We start from the raw sequence: 19,492 nt of genomic DNA on the forward strand, positions 1-19,492 counted from the left end.
GATCGATGTCCACTCCATGTACGCACGTGACTGCACACGGTGACAACCCCTGTTGAAGAGGATGGCGAATCCATGCCACCCGCGTGCGCGGCCCGTCGCCGTTGCCGCATCGAGATCCATCCGCAACTCCTTCGACTGCTCCATCCGGCCCTCTCGTTCGTCACATTCACAAGTGCCGTACGAAGAGGGGGAGATGTCATGGAACGACGGAACGCGCGGGCGGCCCGGCGGACGGGGGCCCGGTTCCCGGCCGCGGTCGCGGCGCTGCTCGCGGCCGGACTCGCCGTCACCGGCTGTGCCGCGAGCGGCGACGGGAGCAACGCCGACCGGGGGGTGCGGGAGGGGGGCCGGACGGCCCCGGCGGTCCCCGACGGCGGGCGCACCGGGACCGAGCGGCCCCGGGAGGGCGAGCAGCGCTCCCCGGTGCCCGCCCCCGACTACCTGTCCACCTTCGCCCTGGACGTCGACACCGCCTCGTACGGCTACGCCCGCCGGACGCTGGCCGAGGGGCGGCTGCCCGACCCGTCGACCGTGCGCCCCGAGGAGTTCGTCAACAGCTTCCGGCCCGACTACCCGCGCCCGGCGGACAACGGCTTCAGCGTGACCGTCGACGGGGCGCGCACCGGGCGGGACGGCTGGTCCCTGGTGCGGGTCGGGCTGGCCACCCGGGGGGCCGACCGGGCTGCCGAACGCCCCCCGGCCGCCCTCACGTTCGTCGTCGACGTCTCCGGCTCGATGGGCGAGCCGGGGCGCCTCGACCTGGTCAAGGAGTCGCTCGTGCTGCTCGCCGACCAGCTCCGCGACGACGACTCGATCGCGCTCGTCACCTTCAGCGCCGAGGCCGAGACCCGGCTGCCGATGACCCGGGTCGGGGCGGCCCGGGGCCGGATCCGCGAGGTGGTGGACGCGCTGGGGACGAGCTCGTCCACCAATGTGGAGGCGGGCGTCCGCACCGGATACGACGTGGCCGTCGAGGGTCACCGGAAGGGCGCCACCAACCGGGTCGTGCTGCTCTCCGACGCGCTCGCCAACACCGGCGCCACCGAGGCGCGGACGATCCTCACCCGGATCGAGGAGGAGCGCAGGGCGTACGGGATCACCCTCTTCGGCGTGGGGGTCGGCAGCGAGTACGGCGACGCGTTCATGGAGCAGCTCGCCGACAAGGGCGACGGCCAGACGACATACGTCGGCAACTCGGCGCAGGCCCGCAAGGTCTTCATGGACCAGCTGCCCGCCCACGTCGAGCTGCGGGCCCGGGACGCCAAGGCGCAGGTGGCCTTCGACCGCAGGACGGTCGAGAAGTTCCGGCTCGTCGGGTACGAGAACCGCGAGGTCGCCGACGAGGACTTCCGCGACGACCGGGTGGACGGCGGCGAGGTCGGGGCCGGGCACACCGTCACCGCCCTGTATGCGGTCAAGACCCGCCCCGGGGCGACGGGCCCGGTGGCCACGGCCACCGTCCGCTGGCTCGACCCGGCGACCCGGGCGCCGCACGAGCGGTCCGGCGCGGTCGCCACGGGCGCGCTGACCGGCGACGTCTGGGGGGCGGGTCACGACAGCCTGCAACTGACCGCGATCACCGCCTACTTCGCGGACGCCCTGCGCGGCGGCGACCTGCCGGGCGACCCGGGGCTCGCGGCGCTCGCGGACCGGGCCGGGGCGATCGCCGACCGGTCGGGTTCGGCGGTGGTCCGGGAGCTGGCCGACGCGGTCCGGCAGGCCCACGGTCTGCGCGGACCGGACGAGGGCCCGCGGGAAGGGCCGTCGAAGGAGGGTGAGTTGAGGTCGGGGGACCCGTACAGCTGACTCGGTTCGTACGCACGTCCGAGCAACTGCCCCGTACCACCGGCGCGGAGGGCGGGCGGCGGGTCAGAATGGCCGCATGGCCACCCTGCTGCTCGCTCTCGCCGTCGGATGCACCGGACTCTACGCGGGTTTCCTGCTGATCTTCCTGACCGGGATCATGCCCGCGCTCGCCCGCCTGGCGGACGCCGAGTTCGTCCCGGCCATGCGCCGGATCAACGAGTGGGTGCCGAAGCCCGTGTTCCTCGCGGTCTTCCTCGGCGTGGTCGCCTTCCCGCTCGCCGCGTTCCTCGTGCCCGTCGAAGGGCGCACCGACACCCAGAAGTGGCTGGTCCTCGCGGGGCTGGTGTGCGCGGTCCTCAACCACCTGGTCACCGTCGCCGGCAACGTCCCGCTCAACGTGGCGCTGGCCGCGTCGGAGGGGACCGCGGACGACGACCCGGCGCGGGTGCGGGCCGCCTTCGAGAAGCGGTGGAACGGGTTCCACCGCGTCCGCACGGCGCTGATCGCCGTGTCGTTCGGCCTGCTCACCGCCGCCGCCGTGCTCTAGGACGGGCCTTCGGCGCGCGAGTCCGCCCAGAAACCGAACCCCCGTGTCGGTTTCTGGCCGGAACTCGCGCATCGAGGGGTCCCCGCCCCCTGCGGTGACCCCTGGAAAGCGTACCCCTGAGTCCGGAAACAGTCGTCCAGCGGGTACAGGTCTGCGCCAATGACGAAAACTTGACCCTTCAAAAACCGTGCAAAAGGTGTGAATCACCCCGATATCCGAGTTCGGTATTCCGTACCACCCGGTTTCTTATTGACATGCCTACGGGGGTCTTTTCTAATCATCGAGAGGTCATCCCGCGCGCAGACACCGCACAGGCACTGAGGGGGCAAGGTGGACGTCCGGATTCTGGGGGGACTGTCGGTACGCGAGAACGGGGTGTCGATCACCCCGACGGCGGCCGCACCCCGGCAGCTGCTCGCCCTGCTCACGGCCAGCGCCGACCAGGTCGTACCCGTCACGGTCCTCACCGAGGAGCTGTGGCCGTCCGGCGCGCCGCGCGCGGCCCGCGCCGAACTCCAAGGACACATAGCGGAGTTGCGCGGACTCATAGCGAGCGCCCTGCGCGGCGCCGAACCGGCCGAGCCGCGCCCCGGCTGGTCGGAGCGGCGCACCGCCGACGCCGTCCTCGTCGCCCAGCCCGGCGGCTACCGCCTCGACACCGGCGGCGGCGCCCACGACGTCTGGCAGTTCGAGCGGGCCGCGGGCGCCGGCTACCGCGCCATGGAGGCCGGCGACCTCCCGCGCGCCGCGCTCCGCCTCGGCGAGGCACTCGCCCTCTGGCGCGGCGACCCCTACGCGGGCGTGGCCGCGGGACCCCGCATCCGCCGGGAGATCGAGCGCCTCGAAACCTCCCGGCTGAGCGTCCTCGACCAGTGGATCGAAGCCCAGCTCGGCCTCGGCCGGCACGCCGAACTCCTCTCCGAGCTCTCCGGACTCGTCGCCCGCTACCGCACCAACGAACCGCTGCACGCCCACCTCATGGTCGCCCTGCTGCGCTGCGGCCACCACGACGAGGCCCTCGCCACCTACGAACGGCTGCGGGGGGCCCTCAAGGGCGAGAGCGGCATGGAACCCTCGGCGCGGCTGCGCCGCCTCCACCGCTCGGCCCTCGCCGTCCGGCACACCACCGGCCGCCCCGCCTTCGGGCCCCGCGTCCCCGCCCAGTACACCCCGGTGCGCGCCCGGCTCGTCCCGGCCGGATCCGTCGGCTGACGGCCCGCCGGAACCGCCGGCCGGCCGGGCGCGTCCCGGCCGATCGGGCGCCGGGAGACGCACCGGGGAATGAAGTGCGGCAGGTCACCGTTGACCGACTCCCGAAGCGGAATTAGTTTTCGGCGAGCAGTACGGGTTTCCTCCGAGGTGCCCGATTTCGCTCGACTACGGGGGTAGGGGCCATGACCTTGCACGGCGCGGACGGAGCCGGTGGTGCCGACGCGCTGCTCACGGTCCTCGAACTGGTCGCCCGACAGGCGCCGCCCGCCCAGGTCGAAGCCCTCCTCGACGACGCCCGCCTGGCCGGTCTCGACGGCGAAGGACTGGTCCGCCTGGAGCGGGCCGTCGAGCTCGCCGACCGCATCCACGCCGGACGCGAGCAGGACGCCCGCCGCGAGTCCGCCCTCGCCATCCTCACCGACACCACCCGCGACCTGACCTTCTCGTACGACCTCGACAGCCTGCTGCGCGTCATCACCCGCCGCGCCCGGCGGCTCCTCGGCCTCGACCTCGTGTACGTGACCCTGCGCGCCCCGCACGGCGCCTGCTACGTCCACACCACCGAGGGCTCCCGCGCCGGCGCCGACCGCACCGGCGGACCGCGCCTCGCCCCCGGACTCAAGATCGTCGAGGGGTACGGGCTCGGCGGCGCCGTCCAGCTCCACGGCGAGCCCGTCTGGACCGCCGACTACCTCGCCGACGAACGCTTCGCACCCTCCGGCTCCCTCGACGCCGGCGTCCACGCCCCCGCCTTCGACGAGGCCGCCGAAGCGGCCCTGCGGGCCGAGGGCGTGCACGCGATGATGGCCGCGCCGCTGCGCAGCGGCGACACCGTGATCGGCGCCCTGCACGGCGCGGACCGGCGGGTCCGCGACCACACCCCGGAGGAGGTCGGACTGCTCGCCGCGCTCGCCGACCTCGCCGCCCTCGCCGTCGACAAGGCCGGACTCCTCGACCGGACCCGGGCCGAGGTCTCCGAACTCGAACGCGACAGCTCCCGGGTGCGCACCAGCCTGACCCGCATGCGGCACGTCAGCGAGACCCACGGCCGCATCATGAACCTCGTCCTGTCCGGCGGCGACCTGTGCAACGTGGCCAAGGCGGCCGCCGACGCGCTCGACGCGACCGTGACGATCCGCGACCAGGGCGGCCGCTGCCTCGCCACCGCCGGCGACGTCCCCGCCCTCGACGAGGAGGCCGTCGCCAAGGCGTCCCTCGACGCGCACGCCCGCCGCCGCCCCGTCCTCGCCGCCGACGACACCTGGGTCGCCCCCGTCATCGCCGGCTCCGAGGACCTCGGCGGCCTCGTCGTCCGCGCCGCCAGCGGACTCACCGGCGAGGACGAGCGGCTCCTCGAACTCGCCGCCCAGGCCGTCGCCTTCCTCCTCCTCATGCGCCGCTCCACGGCCGTCGCCGAAGGCCCGGTCCGCGACGAACTCCTCGACGACCTCATCGCCGACCCGCCGCACGCGCCGCAGCAGATCGCCCAGCGGGCCCGCCGCCTCGGCGTCGACCTGCGCAAACCGCACGTCCTCGTGGTGGCCAGGCCGGAGGGCGGCGAGCAGGGCCGCGCGGTGGTGTGGGCGTCCTCGTACGCGTACCGCCTCTCCGGCCTGAAGACCGTGCAGGGCGGCTGCATCGTGCTGCTCCTCCCCGGCATCGACGCCTCCGCCGCGGCCAAGGCCGTCGCCGCCGAACTGTCCCCGCTGCTCGGCCACCCCGTCTCGGTGGCCGCCGCAGGACCCGGCTGGAGCCCGGACGGCGTGGGGCGCATGCACCAGGAGGCCGGACGCTGCCTCGACGCCATGAGCGCCCTCGGCGGCACCGGCTCGGCGGCCTCCGTGCAGGACCTGGGCTTCCTGGGGCTGCTGCTCTCCGACGACCACGACGTCGAGGGGTTCGTCGAGTCGGCGATCGGCCCCGTGCTCGACTACGACGCCGAGCGGTTCACCGACCTCACCCGCACCCTGGAGGCGTACTTCGCTTCGGGCGGCAGCCCCACGAACGCGGCCGAGGCGCTCCACGTCCACCCGAACACGGTCTCGCGCCGCCTGGAGCGGATCGGCGAACTCCTCGGCCCCGAGTGGCAGAAGCCCGGCCAGGTCCTCGAAGTCCAGCTGGCGCTGCGCCTCCAGCGCACCCGCGAGGTCCTCGCCCAGGGCCGAGCCGCCGCCGACCCGACCCGCCCGCCGGCCCCGCAGGACCGCGCGACCTGACCGCCGCCCGGCCCGTTGGGGCGGGCCGGGGCGGTCGGTGCCGGCGGGCGCGCGGCCGGGGAGGGCGCCGGGCGCGGGTCGTCAGCTGGCCGTGCGCCCCGACGCGTAGCCGGCGTCGTAGGCCGCCTCCCAGCCGGTGGACAGGACCGTCGCCGCGTGGGCCGCCGAGGCCAGCGTGATGTGCCGGTGCCAGCCGCGGAACGAACGGCCCACGAAGTCCCGCAGCCCCGCCCCTTCGCCGACCTCCGCGAAGTCCCGCTCGACCCGGCGCTCCAGTTTCGTCAGCCGCAGCAGCGAGCCCACCGGCGAGTTGGTCAGATCGCTGATCCACACCCGGCTCACCGGCCGCCGCGGGTCGTCCCACTCGCCGAGCAGCACCAGCGGACGCATCCGCTCGCCGCCCGGCGAGGGCAGCGCCACCCGCACCGCCGTGGCGAGCGAGGTGCGCGAGGTCCGCGCGCCGGCCACGGTGTCGACCCAGCTCACCGGCCTGCGCAGGCCCTTGAGGGACTCCAGGATCTGATGGGCGGAGAGCGGACCCGCCCCGAAGCCCGGCAGCGACCGGTCGGCGATGGCGAGCCTCGCCCCCGGGCCGATGCGGGCGACGACCGGCACCCCGGCCGCCGCGAGCCGGGTGAGGGCCGCCCGCCCGGCGCCGCCGCGGATGTCGAGGAGCACCGGCTTGCGGGTGACGTCGGCCCAGCGGGCCGTGTCGAGGGCCACGGCGACCGCGCACTCCTCCAGCGTCTCCTCGCCGGCCTCCTGGGGGACCTCCGCGCGGTCGCGCCGCGTGCGGTCGTTCACCCAGGGGTCCGGCAGGAACAGCCGCCAGTTGACCGGGACGCTCAGCTCGTCGCTGGCGAACCACACCCCGAACGCCTGCTGGCCGTGGAAGACCTGCCCGCGCTCCGGGTCGAAGCGCCGGTCCACGCCCACCGAGTGCTCCCCGGCCTTCGGGATCGGCATCGGCCGCACCACCCACGCCTGCGGGCAGCCGTTCCGCTCCAGGTACCGGGCGAGCGCGGCCCGCATGGGCTGCCAGTCCCAGGTGGAGCTGGAGACGAAGTGGTGCAGGCTCTGCTCGGCCGCGGGCCCGCCTATCTGGGCCGCGATGTTGCGGATCGACTTGCGGCCCTGCGCGGTGAGCAGGCCGTGCAGGTACTGCTCGGCCTTCAGGCGCTGGTCGCGGCGCGGGAAGCCGGCGAAGAGCGCGCTGCACAGCTCGGCGTGGACGTCCCCGTTCGCGCCGGCGGCCGCTGTGGACCGGACGACGCCGAGGGACGCTGCCGGAAGAGCGGCCCCGGTGGTGGCCCTGCGCTTGATTGCGACGGATGTACTCACGACACTCCTGCCCGAAGGTTGCGCAGCTCCCTCCCGCTGCCCCACCACCGTCGCCCGTCACGCACCCCGGGCACGAGGTGTACCCGGCACCCGAATCGGCCGCCGGATGGTGGCCGGACCACCTACCCCGGCGTTTCCGCAGGTCGAAGCCGTCCCCGTGAGCCCTCCGGAGGGCCCGACACGGTGCTCCTCAGGGATTCCCTGGGCCCCTCGGGTGTGGCGCGGGCACCCCTCGGGGGATCTGACAGACTCACCGGCCCCGCTTTGACCCGTAGCAGGGAGTGGCCGGACCATCGCAGAGCGAGGCCGCACGGGCGTACCCCGGTTAATGCCCCAGGCCGGGATCCGCCTGTGCGCCTCGCCTCGGCGCCCCCGTAACCTGTGGGTATGGAACCGCGCGGTCAGCTGCCCGTCGTCGGAGCGGTCGCCGTCGGCGGTGCGCTCGGCGCCTCCGCCCGCTACGGAGCGGCTCTGCTCTGGCCCACCCCGGCCCACGCCTTCCCCTGGACCACGTTCACCGTCAACATGGCGGGCTGCGCCGCGCTCGGCGTCCTCATGGTCCTCGCCACCGAGGCCACCACCGCCCCGCACCCCCTGCTGCGCCCGCTCCTCGGCACCGGCTTCTGCGGCGGGTTCACCACCTTCTCGACGTACACCCTCGACACCGAGCGGCTGCTCGCCGCCGGCGACCCGGGCCGCGGACTGCTCTACCTGGGCGGGACCGCGGTCACCGCGCTCGCCGCCGTCTGGGCCGGAGTCACCGCGACCCGGACCGCGCAGGCGAGGGCCCGGGCGAGGGCGAGGGGATGACCACGATGACACGACTCACCGGCCGGGCCCTGCGGCTGACGATCCTCGTCGGCGAGAACGACACCTGGCACCACCGGCCGCTCTTCACCGAGATCGTGCACCGGGCGCACGTCGCCGGCCTCGCCGGCGCCTCCGTCTTCCGGGGCGTCGAGGGGTTCGGCGCCTCGTCCCGCATCCACACGACCCGCCTCCTGTCGCTCGGCGAGGACCTGCCGGTCGCGATCCTGATCGTGGACACGGAGCAGCGGATCCGGGACTTCCTGCCGCAGCTCGACGAGCTGGTGACGGAGGGTCTGGTGCTCCTCGACGACTGCGAGGTCGTCCGGTACGAGGGCCGGGAGCCGCGGGGGTGAACTGGCTGCTCGTCGTGGTCGGCGCCGCCGTCGGCGCGCCCCTGCGGTATCTGACGGACCGGGCCCTCAGGGCCCGGCACGACCCGGTGTTCCCCTGGGGCACCTTCGTCGTGAACGTCGTCGGCTCGTTCGTCCTCGGGCTGCTCACCGGCGTCTCGTCGGCCCACGTGTCCCTGCTGCTCGGCACGGGGTTCTGCGGGGCGCTGACCACGTACTCGACCTTCTCGTACGAGACGCTGAAGCTGCACGAGGACGGGGCGAAGGGGTACGCGCTCCTGAACGCGGCCGGCAGCCTGGCCGCCGGACTCGGAGCCGTCTGGCTGGGAGTCCGGACGGCCGGGCTGCTCTGAGCCGGGCCTGACGAGCGCCGGTCCGGTTCTCGCACGGGAAGCGTCGACCGCTCGTACGAGAAGCGTCAAGACGGGCATTCGCGGCGTTAGGGGCACGTCAACGGCGGCGGCGAACGGCTCGGGGAGAGGTTTCCTCATCTTGTCCGAGAATCCGTTCTTCCTTCTTCCTGCACCCGGGAGCTCACGATGGCCGACGTGGCCTTCGTCGTCACCACGATCGCGGTCTTCGCGCTGGTGGCCTTCATCGCCAAGGGGGTGGCCAAGCTGTGAGCGCCGAGAACATCGTCGGCCTGCTGGTCGCGGCCGCCCTCCTCGGCTATCTCGTCCTCGCCCTCGTCAAGCCCGAGAGGTTCTGAGCCCGAGATGAGTCCTGTCCTCGCCGGAGTGCTCCAGCTCCTGGCGCTGATCGTCGCCCTCGGCCTCTCCTACCGGCCGCTGGGCGACCACATGGCGCGCGTCTACTCCTCCGACCGCCACCTGAGGGTCGAGCGATGGCTCTACAAGGCGATCGGCGCGCACCCGTCGGTGGAGATGCGCTGGCCCGCCTACCTGCGCGGCGTCCTCGCCTTCTCCGCCGTGAGCGTCCTCTTCCTCTACCTGCTCCAGCGGGTCCAGGGGTCGCTGCCCGGTTCCCTGGGCTTCGTGTCGATCGACCCGGACCAGGCGTTCAACACCGCCGCGTCCTTCGTCGCCAACACCAACTGGCAGTCGTACTACGGCGAGCAGGCCATGGGCCACGTCGTGCAGACCGGCGGCCTCGCGGTGCAGAACTTCGTGTCGGCGGCCGTGGGCATGGCCGTCGCGGTCGCGCTGGTCCGCGGCTTCGCCCGGTCGCGCACGGGGGAGCTGGGCAACTTCTGGGCCGACCTCGTCCGGGGCGTCGTGCGGATCCTGCTGCCGATCTCGGTGATCGGCGCGCTCGTCCTGGTGGCGTGCGGCGCGATCCAGAACTTCTCCGGCATCCACGAGGTCGGGCAGTTGACCGGCGGCCCGCAGCAGTGGAACGGCGGCGCGGTGGCCTCGCAGGAGGTCATCAAGGAGCTGGGTACGAACGGCGGCGGCTACTTCAACGCCAACGCGGCCCACCCCTTCGAGAACCCCGACGGGCTCTCCAACCTCTTCGAGATCTACCTGATCCTCGTCATCCCGTTCGCGCTGACGCGGACCTTCGGCCGGATGGTCGGATCCCTCAGGCAGGGGTACGCGATCCTCGGCACGATGGCCGTGATCTGGCTCGGTTTCACCGCGCTGATGATGTGGACCGAGTTCGCGGGCAGGGGACCGGCGTTCGACCTGGCCGGCGGCGCGATGGAGGGCAAGGAGACCCGGTTCGGGATCGGCGGCTCGTCGCTCTTCGCGGTGGCCACCACCCTGACCTCCACGGGCGCGGTGAACTCCTTCCACTCCTCGTACACCGGCTTCGGCGGCGGGATCACGATGCTGGGCATGCAGCTCGGCGAGATCGCGCCCGGCGGTGTCGGATCGGGCCTGTACGGCATGCTGATCATGGCGGTCATCGCGGTGTTCCTCGCCGGCCTGATGGTCGGCCGCACGCCCGAGTACCTGGGCAAGAAGATCGGCACCCGCGAGATCAAGTTCGCGGCCTGCTACCTCCTCGTCACCCCCGCGCTCGTCCTCTGCTTCACGGCGGCCTCGTTCGTCCTGGACACCCCGGCGCACTCGATGACCAACTCCGGCGCGCACGGCTTCTCCGAGATCCTCTACGCCTACACCTCGGGCGCCAACAACAACGGCTCCGCGTTCGCCGGCCTGAACGCCGACACCCAGTGGTTCAACACCACGATCGGCCTCGCGATGCTCCTCGGCCGGTTCCTGCCGATGGTGTTCGTCCTCGCGCTCGCCGGTTCGCTCGCCCGGCAGGCGCCCGTACCGGAGACGGCGGGCACCCTGCGGACGGAGAAGCCGCTGTTCACCGGCCTCCTCGTCGGCACCATCGTGATCGTCGCCGGCCTCACCTACTTCCCCGCCCTCGCGCTGGGACCGCTCGCCGAAGGGCTCGCAGCATGAGCACCATCACCCCCACCAGGCCCCCGCGGCCGCAGGCGCCCACCGGCCGGCCGGCCGGGCCCGGCCGCGTCGGCGGCGGACTGTTCGACCCCAAGCAGCTGGTGAAGTCCTTCCCGGACGCACTCCGGAAGCTCGACCCGCGCGTGATGGTCAAGTCGCCGGTCATGTTCGTCGTCCTCGTCGGCTCCGTGCTCACCACCGTCCTCGCCGCCCTGCACCCCGGGGACGGGTTCGGCTGGGCGATCAGCGGTTGGCTGTGGCTGACCACGATCTTCGCCAACCTGGCGGAGGCGGTCGCCGAGGGCCGGGGCAAGGCCCAGGCCGACACCCTGCGCAAGGCCAAGACCGACACCGTCGCCCGACGGCTCACCGGACCGGGCGAGGAGCGGGTCCCGGGCGCCGAACTGCGCGTCGGCGACCGGGTGGTCTGCGAGGCCGGCGACGTCATCCCCGGCGACGGCGACGTCGTCGAGGGCGTGGCCTCCGTGGACGAGTCCGCGATCACCGGCGAGTCCGCCCCCGTGATCCGCGAGTCCGGCGGCGACCGCTGCGCGGTCACCGGCGGCACGAAGGTGCTCTCCGACCGGATCGTCGTCAAGATCACGACGAAACCGGGTGAGACCTTCATCGACCGCATGATCGGCCTGGTCGAGGGCGCGGCCCGGCAGAAGACCCCCAACGAGATCGCGCTCGACATCCTGCTGGCGTCCCTCACCATCGTCTTCCTGCTCGCCGTCGTGACGCTCAAGCCGTTCGCGATCTACGCGGGCGCCGACGAGCAGACCTCGCTGATCGTGCTCACGGCGCTGCTCGTCTGCCTCATCCCCACCACGATCGGCGCGCTGCTCTCCGCGATCGGCATCGCGGGCATGGACCGGCTCGTGCAGCGCAACGTCCTCGCGATGTCGGGGCGCGCGGTCGAGGCCGCCGGTGACGTGTCGACGCTGCTGCTCGACAAGACCGGCACGATCACGCTCGGCAACCGGCAGGCCGCCGAGTTCGTCCCGGTCAAGGGCACCACGGCGGCCGAGCTGGCCGACGCGGCGCAGCTCTCGTCGCTCGCCGACGAGACCCCCGAGGGCCGGTCCGTCGTGGTCCTCGCGAAGGAGCGGTACGGGCTGCGCGAACGCCGCCAGGGCGAACTCGCCCACGCCGAGTGGGTCGCCTTCACCGCCCAGACCCGCATGTCAGGCGTCGACGTCGACGGCCGCAAGGTCCGCAAGGGGGCGACCGGTTCGGTCGTGGCATGGGTGAAGGAACGCGGCGGCGAGGTCGCCGCGGACGCCCAGGACGTCACCGACGCCATCTCCCAGGCCGGAGGCACGCCGCTCCTCGTGGCGGTGGAGGACGGCGAGGGCGCGCGCGTCCTCGGGGTCGTCCACCTGAAGGACGTCGTCAAGGAGGGCATGCGGGAGCGGTTCGACGAGCTGCGCCGCATGGGCATCCGCACGGTCATGATCACCGGCGACAACCCGCTGACGGCCAAGGCCATCGCGGAGGAGGCCGGCGTCGACGACTTCCTCGCCGAAGCCACCCCCGAGGACAAGATGGCCCTCATCAAGCGCGAGCAGGCCGGCGGGAAGCTGGTCGCGATGACGGGCGACGGCACGAACGACGCCCCGGCGCTCGCCCAGGCGGACGTGGGCGTGGCCATGAACACGGGCACGTCGGCCGCGAAGGAGGCCGGCAACATGGTCGACCTCGACTCCGACCCGACCAAGCTCATCGAGATCGTCGAGATCGGCAAGCAACTCCTCATCACCCGAGGTGCGTTGACGACCTTCTCGATCGCCAACGACGTCGCCAAGTACTTCGCGATCATCCCCGCGATGTTCGCCGTCGCCTACCCGAGCCTCGACGGGCTCGACATCATGGGCCTGGCCTCGCCCGAGACCGCGATCCTCTCGGCCGTCATCTTCAACGCGCTGGTCATCGTGGCCCTCGTGCCGCTCGCCCTCAAGGGCGTCCGCTACCGGCCCTCCAGCGCCGACTCGATGCTCCGGCGCAACCTCGGGATCTACGGACTCGGCGGCCTCGTCACCCCGTTCGTCGGCATCAAGCTCATCGACCTGCTCCTCTCCCTCATCCCCGGAATCGGCTGATCGGCAATGAACAACTCGGCAGCGAACACCGGCCGCGTGCTCTGGGCGGGCCTGCGCGCGCTCCTCGTCCTCACCCTCGTGTGCGGCGTCCTCTACCCGCTCGCCGTCACCGGCATCGCCCAAGTGGCCTTCCCCGGCAAGGCGAACGGCTCCGAGGTCAAGGACGCGAGCGGCACGGTCGTCGGCTCGGAACTGATCGGCCAGACGTACCTGACCGGCGACAAGCCCGACCTCCGCTGGTTCCAGCCCCGCCCGTCGAACGGCCTCGGCACCAACAGCGTCAACACCCGGTACGACCTGATCCTCTCCGGCGCCACCAACCGCTCGGGCGACAACGCGGACCTGATCCAGTGGGTCAAGGACGCGAAGGCCGCCGTCGTCAAGGACAACTCGGTCGACGGCCACACGGTGAAGCCGTCCGACGTGCCGGCCGACGCCGTCACCTCCTCCGCCTCCGGCCTCGACCCGCACATCTCCCCCGCGTACGCGAAGCTCCAGGTCCACCGCGTCGCCGAGCTGAACAAGCTGGACGTGCCCACCGTCGAGAAGCTCGTCGCCGCCCACACCGACGACCGTGTCCTCGGCTTCATCGGCGAGCCCCGCGTCAACGTCCTCCTCCTGAACCTCGCCTTGCGGGAGGCGGTGGCCAAGGGCTGAGGCACACCCCCCGCCGGGCCCCTGCGGCGCCGGCCGTCAGGCCCCCGGAAGCACCCGGGTCTCGACGGCCGGGAGGCCCTTGGTCCACCAGTGGTCGTAGCGGCGGTACACGTGGGGGTCGCGGTCGGCGAGGAGGGCGCCGAGGGAGGCGGCCTCGGCGGCGAGCGCGTCCCAGACGGGCGTCGGGAGGGGATGGAAGGCGGAGGCCTCGATGCCCTCCGGGACGGGGCGCCAGACGCCGGCGACGTGGCCGTCGACGAGGAGGGTGGGGAGGGCGTCGCCGTTCACGCGGATGACGTGCTTGCGGTACGCGGGCGGGAGGACGCGGCTGCGGTCCGCGTACGCGAGGAGCACGCTGTCCCACATCGCCATCAGGCGAGGCGGGGCGGGGACGTCCTCGTCGGGCAGCGGTGCGCCGGGGACGTCGTGGAGGACCGTGCCGTCCGCGCCCTCCAGGCGGACGAGTTCGCCGTCGAGGGACTGCACGGCCGCCCGGACCAGGCCCTTCGGCGCCAGGGTGAACTGCGCCATGTCGGCCACCGAGGCGGGGCCGAAGCCCTCCAGGTAGCGGCGGACGAGGACGGCCAGACCGGCGGCGGAGGCCTCCGGGTCGGCGAGCGCCGGGCGGTCGGTCGCCGTGACGAAGGACTGGGCCGTGCCGAACGACCACGGGAGGCCGGTCGGCGCGTGCCACAGCGGGGCGTACTGCCGGATCATCCGCCAGACCACCGCCTCCACCGGCCCGCCGCGGCCCGCCTCCAGACGCGCCCTCATCTCGGCGCCGGTCCGGGCCTCCGCGGCGTACACGAGGAGGTCGGGGAGGAGCACGTCGGCGTCGGCGGCGGTGAACCCCGCCGCCTTGAACCGCGGATCGTGCAGCCGCGAACCCCGCACCGTCGGCTCCATGCCCTCCCGGAAGGCCCGGTAGTCCTCGGCGTGCACCAGGTGCAGGGTGAGCCGCATCAACGTCGACCTGACCAGCTCGTAGTCGCCCACCGCCCCGTCGAGCGCCGCCGGATCGAAGCCCGCGACCCGGTTCCACAACGCCACGTACGGCGAACCCGGTTGCTGTGCCTGGATCGCCACCACCCGCCGCACGGCCTCCCCGACGCCGAGCGTCTCCCGTCCGAGGAGCAGCTGCCGGGCGAGGGTGGAGCGGTTGAGTGCGCGCGCGGTGATCACCATGCGCCGATTCTGCCCGGCCGCCCCGGCGGAAGGGGAGCGAGGAGCGGAAGCCGGGCGGGCACCAGCGGCCCGCGGGCACGTACGGGCGTTCCCGGGGGTCGTCGCGAGCGGTCTGGACGCCGCCGGTTCACCGGGGGCACGTTCCGGTGACACGCGGTCCTCACCCGGGGTCGTGAGGATCGGGCGCATGACCTTCGCCTCCAGGGCTTCGCGCCCCGCCGCCGCCGCTTCCGCGGTCGCCCTCGCCGCCGCCGTCGCGCTCCTCGCCCCGACCTCGCCGGCGTACGCCGCCGCCAACGCCGTGCCGACGTACGAGGTGAAGATCAACCTCACGGTGGCGGCGCTGGACTCGGCGCACGCGCCGACCTCGGCGGTGAAGTCGGCGTTCGGGATCACCGGGTCGGCCAAGGCGCGCTCGTACAGCTACTACGACACCGACGCCGGGGCGCTGGACGCCGAAGGGTGGAGCGTGCGGCTGCGGCACAAGAGCGGGTCGTCGTTCGAGGAGACCTACAAGAAGCGGTTCCCCGTCACGGGCGGCGACCTCACCGCGGCCCTGAACACCGCCAACGCGGCCGGCTTCGACAGCAGCGACACCAACTACAAGGCCGAGGTCGACTGGGGCTACGCCAAGCAGACCCTCAGCTTCAGCACCGAGAAGAGCCACAGCGCCAGCGGGTACTCCGGCACCGCCATGCCGACGAGCACCACCGGCCGCACCTGGCTCGTCAACGACATCCCCGGCAAGCTGGAGAACTGGGGCAGCGCCGGCTGGGGCAGGACCACCCTCCAGGCCTCCCGCGCCCACGGGCCCGTCACCTCGAAGGTGTACGGCGGCGCCTGGGGCCCCTCCGACGACGCGAGCATCGAAGTGCTGCCGGTCGTCGGAGCCGGCGGGACCGGGACCGAGTACGTCATCGAGCTGTCCTTCAAGACCGACTCAGCCGCCGACGCCGCCGACCTCCACGCGGACGCCATCAGCGTCGCCGACGCCAACGGCTGGCTCTACCACGGCGACATCCTGAAGACGCAGCTCATCCTCGACCGCTACTAGGCGTCCCGGACACGTGCGTTCACCCAGGGCTTGCCCCGGTGTCGGCGGCGGGTCGCCGGGAGTTGTGCGCAGGACTGGACCATGGGGCCGCCGTCACCGGCGACTTTCCATGTGTCCTAGGGAGTTCTGATGAATCCGCGCCTCCTGCGCCGGCCCGCCGCCGTGGTCCTGCCGCTGTCCGCCGCGCTCGCCCTCTCGGTGGTCGTGGGGACGGCCGACGCGACGCCGGAGCACCACCACGGCTCCGGCGCCCGGGTCGTCTCCACGGCGACGCTGCCCGACATCCCGCTGGCCGCGTTCAGCAACGCGCTGGTGCCCGGAAGCGTCGCGGACGACCGGGGCGTCGACCTCGGGGGCATCGGCAGCGACCTGTACCCGGCCGAACGGCGCGGGGAGTACTGGACGGTGACCGACCGCGGCCCGAACGGGCAGATAGCCGTGGGGAAGGACAAGCGCCGGACGTTCCCGGTGCCCGGCTTCGACCCGGCCATCGTGAAGGTGCGGGCGGTGGGCGGCCGGATCCAGGTGCTGAAGTCCATTCCGCTGACGACGGCTTCGGGAGCGCCCGTGACCGGGCTGCCGAACCAGGCCGGCCGTGACGAGGCGCCCTACACGTACGACGCCTCGACCCCGCTCGCGTACGACCCGAACGGCCTGGACACCGAGGGCCTGGTGCGGGACCGGGACGGCAGCTTCTGGCTGGTGGACGAGTACGGGCCGTCGCTGGTGCACGTCTCCGCCAAGGGGCGGGTGCTCGCCCGGCACGTGCCCCAGGGCCTCGACCTGAAGGGCGCCGACTACCCGGTCGTCGAGTCGCTGCCGTCGGTCTTCCTCCAGCGCAAGGCCAACCGGGGCTTCGAGGGCCTGGCGCTGCTGCCCGACGGCGACCTCGTGATGGCGCTGCAGAGCCCGCTGCTCAACCCCGACAAGGCCACCGGCGAGAACTCCCGCACCACGCGGCTGCTGCGCTTCTCGCCCCGCGAGAACCGCGTGACGGCCGAGTACGCCTACCGCTTCGACGCCGTCGGCGACGTGGAGCCCGGCCAGACCAAGACCTCCGAGCTGAAGGTCTCCGCGCTCGTCGCGCTCGGCGGCGACCGCCTCCTCGTCCAGGAGCGCACGGACAAGGCCGCCCGCGTGTACGAGGTGCGCCTGCGCCGGGGGGCCGACATCCTCGGCTCCCGCTGGGACACCTCCACCGCCCCGGCCCTGGAGCAGCTCGACGACGAGGGCGCGGCCGGCGTGGTCCTCGACAAGCGGCTGGTCGTGGACCTGAACACGGTCCCGGGCGTGCCCGGCAAGATCGAGGGCATCGCCCTCGAAGGCCCGTCGACCCTGGTCCTGCTCAACGACAACGACTTCGGCATGACCGACGGCCCCGAGGCCTTCGACGCGGCCGGACGCCTCGTCGACAGCGGCGTGGAGACCACGCTCGTACGGGTACGCCTCGACCGCCCCGTGCGCTGATCGCCGCACTCCCGACCCACCCGTGCCCCGGCCGAACAGGCCGGGGCACGGGTATTTCCGCGAAAAGGGAAATGCGCCCCCTCGCCAGCCAACAGGAAGCGGAGGGTCCGCCGCAAATCCGGTGAACAAATCTCGACCGGTCCTCTAGCGATACGCGAGCCGAGCGCGATATCCGCGGGTCACACTGCTGCGTGGGTCGACACGTAGTGAGGTGCATATGGATACAGCAGTAGAAAGGGCGATCGAGTGCATCCGGGAGCGTTACGGCGAACCGCTGACCCTCACGGAGATCGCCGAAAGCGCTCTGCTCAGCCGTTTCTATTTCACGCGGCTGTTCAAAGAGGAGACCGGGCTCACGCCCGGCAGATTCCTGGCCGCGATCCGTATCTACCAGGCGAAAAGGCTGATCGAGACCACCTCGATGAGCATCACCGACATCTCCTACGCGGTCGGATACAACAGCCTGGGTTCCTTCACCAATTCCTTCACGGCCAGTGTCGGCGTCTCGCCCAGCCGGTTCCGCAGGCTGGCCCGCGACGGCGGTGACGCGCTGCCCGGCCCCGAGCCGACGGCGTGGACGGGCTTCGGGACGATCGCGGGCACCATCAGCCTGCCCGCCGGGCACGGCAACGCCCGGGTGTTCCTCGGCGCCTTCGGCACGCCGATCGTCCAGCACCCCTCGGTGGCCTCGGGCGTCATCGACGTGCCCAGCGGCCGGCCGTCCTGCTACTCGCTGAAGAACGTCCCCGAGGGAAGCTGGTACCTGCTCGCGGTGGCGGTCGCCGACGGCCTCGGACCCGACGCCGGCGCGGGGCGCACCCCGCTCGTCGGAGGGCACGGCCCGAAGACCGTCACCGTCGCCGCCGACACCGTCACGAGCGCGGCGGTACGGCTGCGCCCGGCCCGGCCCGCGGACCCGCCCGTCCTGCTCGCGCTGCCGGAGCTCGAACCCCCGGCCGACGTCGTCCCCCACCCCGGGTGCGCCTCCGTCAACCCGCCCCAGGAGAACGGCGGACGGCGCCAGGCCGCGGGCCACCTCAGGGTGGCGACCGCGGCACCGGCGCCGTCGGCGTCGTGAGCTCGGGGGATCAAGGCACCATGTCCTGCTTGGTCTTGAGCTGCTCGGCGAGGAGGCTCCACTCCCTGCTGATCCGCTCGGCGATCGGCGCGATGACACCGAGCCAGTGCGGCGGTACGGCGTCGACGAGCTCGCGCCAGTCCTCGTCGGGGTCGGTGGCGTGCAGCTGCATCCAGCGGAGGAACTCCCGGCCGCCCGCGTTGTACCGGATGGCCGGGTCGGTGGCCATCTTGGCCGCCACCGTCGCCCACGCGGGCGGCGCCTCGGTGTGGTTCCGGCGCGGCGCGGGGGCCGCGTCGGGGTGCGGCGCCACCCGCAGCGGTCCGCGGGCGGTGCCGCACGCCGCCGCGCCCGCGGGCCGCCCGGCCTCGCCGGGGAGCCGCACCTGCTGCCGTACGGTCGGCACCGACTGCACGGCGGGAACCACCTGTACGGGCCGTACGGACTGCACCGACCGCACGGGCTGTACCGGCTCCGGCCGCGCGGCGGCCGTCTGGCGCCCGTCCCGCTCGGGGCTGTCCCCGCGGCGGAGCCGGGCGCTCACGTCGTGGACCGTGCCGAGCGACACGTCCGTCTCCCGGGCGACCTGACGCAGCGGGGCGTTCGGGTGGGCGGTGATGTACTCGGCGGCCCGCCGCCGGCCCTCGCCCGCGTCCACCGGACGGCGCCTGCCGTCCCGGCCGATGCGCTTGCCGTCGAGCGGCGCCCCCTCGCCCGTCCGGTCGCGCAGCGACGCGATCGTCTTGGCGCTCAGCCCGGTGATGCCGGCGATGGCCCGGTCGGACCAGTCGGGGTGCGAACTCAGGACGCGCTGCGCCCCGGACACCCGGTCGGCCTTCGACAGCGGGAGTCCGTGCGAACCGTTCGCCTTCATGGCGATGACGAGCGCCTCGGAATTGGAACAGTCGAGGAAGCGCGCCTTGATGCTGACGTCACCCCGGAGCCTGGCGGCTTCCAGGCGGTGCAGACCGTCGATGATGCGGTAGCCGTCCATCTGGACCAGAATGGGCGGCAGTTCCGCCGACCCCGCCGCGTCGACGAGAAGCTGGATGTGAGCGGCGTCCGTACCGCTCTGGCGCAGGGAGACGCCGGGCGACAGCGCGCTGACGGGTACGTCGCGTGCCGGCAGTTTCTCGAAGTTCTTCAGATCGAATTCGCTGCGGGTCGCTGCTTCGGCGCTCTCCGTTCTGACGGGGCTGAATGCACTCGTGATCAAGACGGCCTGCCCACTGCTCTGAGCCATTCCCTTCACTCCCTTTCTGCTGCCGCTGCCGTCGAGCGTCGCA

The 19,492-nt window shown here is 72.9% G+C and carries 17 protein-coding genes; 14 read left to right on the forward strand and 3 right to left on the reverse strand.

Going from position 1 to position 19,492, the window contains the following annotated elements; translation table 11 throughout:
• The first annotated feature begins 198 nt into the window (after positions 1-198).
• The 4 genes from MRBLMG1_RS33775 (at position 199) to MRBLMG1_RS33790 (ending at position 5,781) form a co-directional block, all read left to right on the forward strand.
• A complete protein-coding gene (locus MRBLMG1_RS33775) occupies positions 199-1,806 on the forward strand; it encodes a vWA domain-containing protein (protein WP_367827958.1) in 1,608 nt (535 codons plus the stop codon).
• A 76-nt stretch (positions 1,807-1,882) separates the two neighbouring features.
• On the forward strand, positions 1,883-2,353 hold the full coding sequence (locus MRBLMG1_RS33780; RefSeq protein WP_367827959.1) for a DUF1772 domain-containing protein: 471 nt from the start codon (positions 1,883-1,885) through the stop codon (positions 2,351-2,353).
• A gap of 330 nt (positions 2,354-2,683) precedes the next feature.
• A complete protein-coding gene (locus MRBLMG1_RS33785) occupies positions 2,684-3,565 on the forward strand; it encodes an AfsR/SARP family transcriptional regulator (RefSeq protein ID WP_367827960.1) in 882 nt (293 codons plus the stop codon).
• 182 nt (positions 3,566-3,747) lie between these two features.
• Entirely contained in the window at positions 3,748-5,781 is a 2,034-nt protein-coding gene (locus tag MRBLMG1_RS33790) for a helix-turn-helix domain-containing protein (RefSeq protein ID WP_367827961.1), read from the forward strand.
• 81 nt (positions 5,782-5,862) lie between these two features.
• Here MRBLMG1_RS33790 and MRBLMG1_RS33795 read toward each other — a convergent pair whose 3' ends face one another.
• Complete coding sequence (locus MRBLMG1_RS33795; RefSeq protein WP_367827962.1) at positions 5,863-7,122, reverse strand: IS701 family transposase; 1,260 nt, start codon at positions 7,120-7,122, stop codon at positions 5,863-5,865.
• A 387-nt stretch (positions 7,123-7,509) separates the two neighbouring features.
• Here MRBLMG1_RS33795 and crcB (MRBLMG1_RS33800) point away from each other — a divergent pair, with 387 nt between their 5' ends.
• The 7 genes from crcB (MRBLMG1_RS33800) to MRBLMG1_RS33830 all read left to right on the forward strand — a co-directional run bounded on the left by crcB (MRBLMG1_RS33800) (position 7,510) and on the right by MRBLMG1_RS33830 (position 13,422).
• A complete protein-coding gene (gene crcB, locus MRBLMG1_RS33800) occupies positions 7,510-7,932 on the forward strand; it encodes a fluoride efflux transporter CrcB (protein WP_367827963.1) in 423 nt (140 codons plus the stop codon).
• A gap of 5 nt (positions 7,933-7,937) precedes the next feature.
• Positions 7,938-8,285 carry a DUF190 domain-containing protein gene (locus MRBLMG1_RS33805; protein ID WP_367827964.1) on the forward strand — a complete coding sequence of 116 codons (348 nt, stop codon included), beginning with the start codon at positions 7,938-7,940 and terminating at the stop codon, positions 8,283-8,285.
• On the forward strand, positions 8,282-8,635 hold the full coding sequence (gene crcB, locus MRBLMG1_RS33810) for a fluoride efflux transporter CrcB (protein WP_367827965.1): 354 nt from the start codon (positions 8,282-8,284) through the stop codon (positions 8,633-8,635). The genes MRBLMG1_RS33805 and crcB (MRBLMG1_RS33810) overlap by 4 nt, the downstream gene beginning before the upstream one ends.
• Positions 8,636-8,901: 266 nt before the next feature.
• The gene (kdpF, locus tag MRBLMG1_RS33815) at positions 8,902-8,991 is read left to right on the forward strand and encodes a K(+)-transporting ATPase subunit F (RefSeq protein ID WP_033204243.1); all 90 of its coding nucleotides are present in this window, start codon (positions 8,902-8,904) and stop codon (positions 8,989-8,991) included.
• Positions 8,992-8,998: 7 nt separating this feature from the next.
• A complete protein-coding gene (kdpA, locus tag MRBLMG1_RS33820) occupies positions 8,999-10,663 on the forward strand; it encodes a potassium-transporting ATPase subunit KdpA (protein ID WP_367827966.1) in 1,665 nt (554 codons plus the stop codon).
• Entirely contained in the window at positions 10,660-12,765 is a 2,106-nt protein-coding gene (gene kdpB / locus MRBLMG1_RS33825; protein ID WP_367827967.1) for a potassium-transporting ATPase subunit KdpB, read from the forward strand. Before kdpA ends, kdpB begins: the two co-directional genes overlap by 4 nt.
• 6 nt (positions 12,766-12,771) lie before the next feature.
• On the forward strand, positions 12,772-13,422 hold the full coding sequence (locus MRBLMG1_RS33830) for a potassium-transporting ATPase subunit C (protein WP_367827968.1): 651 nt from the start codon (positions 12,772-12,774) through the stop codon (positions 13,420-13,422).
• A gap of 36 nt (positions 13,423-13,458) precedes the next feature.
• Here the strand turns inward: MRBLMG1_RS33830 and MRBLMG1_RS33835 are convergent, their stop codons facing one another.
• Positions 13,459-14,607: a winged helix DNA-binding domain-containing protein gene (locus tag MRBLMG1_RS33835; RefSeq protein ID WP_367827969.1), complete on the reverse strand. Its 1,149-nt coding sequence runs from the start codon at positions 14,605-14,607 to the stop codon at positions 13,459-13,461.
• Positions 14,608-14,794: 187 nt separating this feature from the next.
• On the opposite strand from MRBLMG1_RS33835, the gene MRBLMG1_RS33840 reads away from it, so the two are divergent.
• The 3 genes from MRBLMG1_RS33840 to MRBLMG1_RS33850 all read left to right on the forward strand — a co-directional run bounded on the left by MRBLMG1_RS33840 (position 14,795) and on the right by MRBLMG1_RS33850 (position 18,206).
• Positions 14,795-15,661, forward strand: a complete 867-nt coding sequence (locus MRBLMG1_RS33840; RefSeq protein WP_367827970.1) for a hypothetical protein — start codon at positions 14,795-14,797, stop codon at positions 15,659-15,661.
• A 129-nt stretch (positions 15,662-15,790) separates the two neighbouring features.
• Complete coding sequence (locus MRBLMG1_RS33845; protein WP_367827971.1) at positions 15,791-17,128, forward strand: esterase-like activity of phytase family protein; 1,338 nt, start codon at positions 15,791-15,793, stop codon at positions 17,126-17,128.
• Between the two features lie 217 nt (positions 17,129-17,345).
• Complete coding sequence (locus tag MRBLMG1_RS33850; RefSeq protein WP_367827972.1) at positions 17,346-18,206, forward strand: helix-turn-helix domain-containing protein; 861 nt, start codon at positions 17,346-17,348, stop codon at positions 18,204-18,206.
• Positions 18,207-18,216: 10 nt separating this feature from the next.
• Here the strand turns inward: MRBLMG1_RS33850 and MRBLMG1_RS33855 are convergent, their stop codons facing one another.
• Complete coding sequence (locus tag MRBLMG1_RS33855; protein ID WP_367827973.1) at positions 18,217-19,449, reverse strand: ParB N-terminal domain-containing protein; 1,233 nt, start codon at positions 19,447-19,449, stop codon at positions 18,217-18,219.
• Positions 19,450-19,492: the final 43 nt, after the last annotated feature.

Source organism: Streptomyces sp. LMG1-1-1.1 (assembly GCF_040815545.1).
GTDB lineage: Bacteria > Actinomycetota > Actinomycetes > Streptomycetales > Streptomycetaceae > Streptomyces.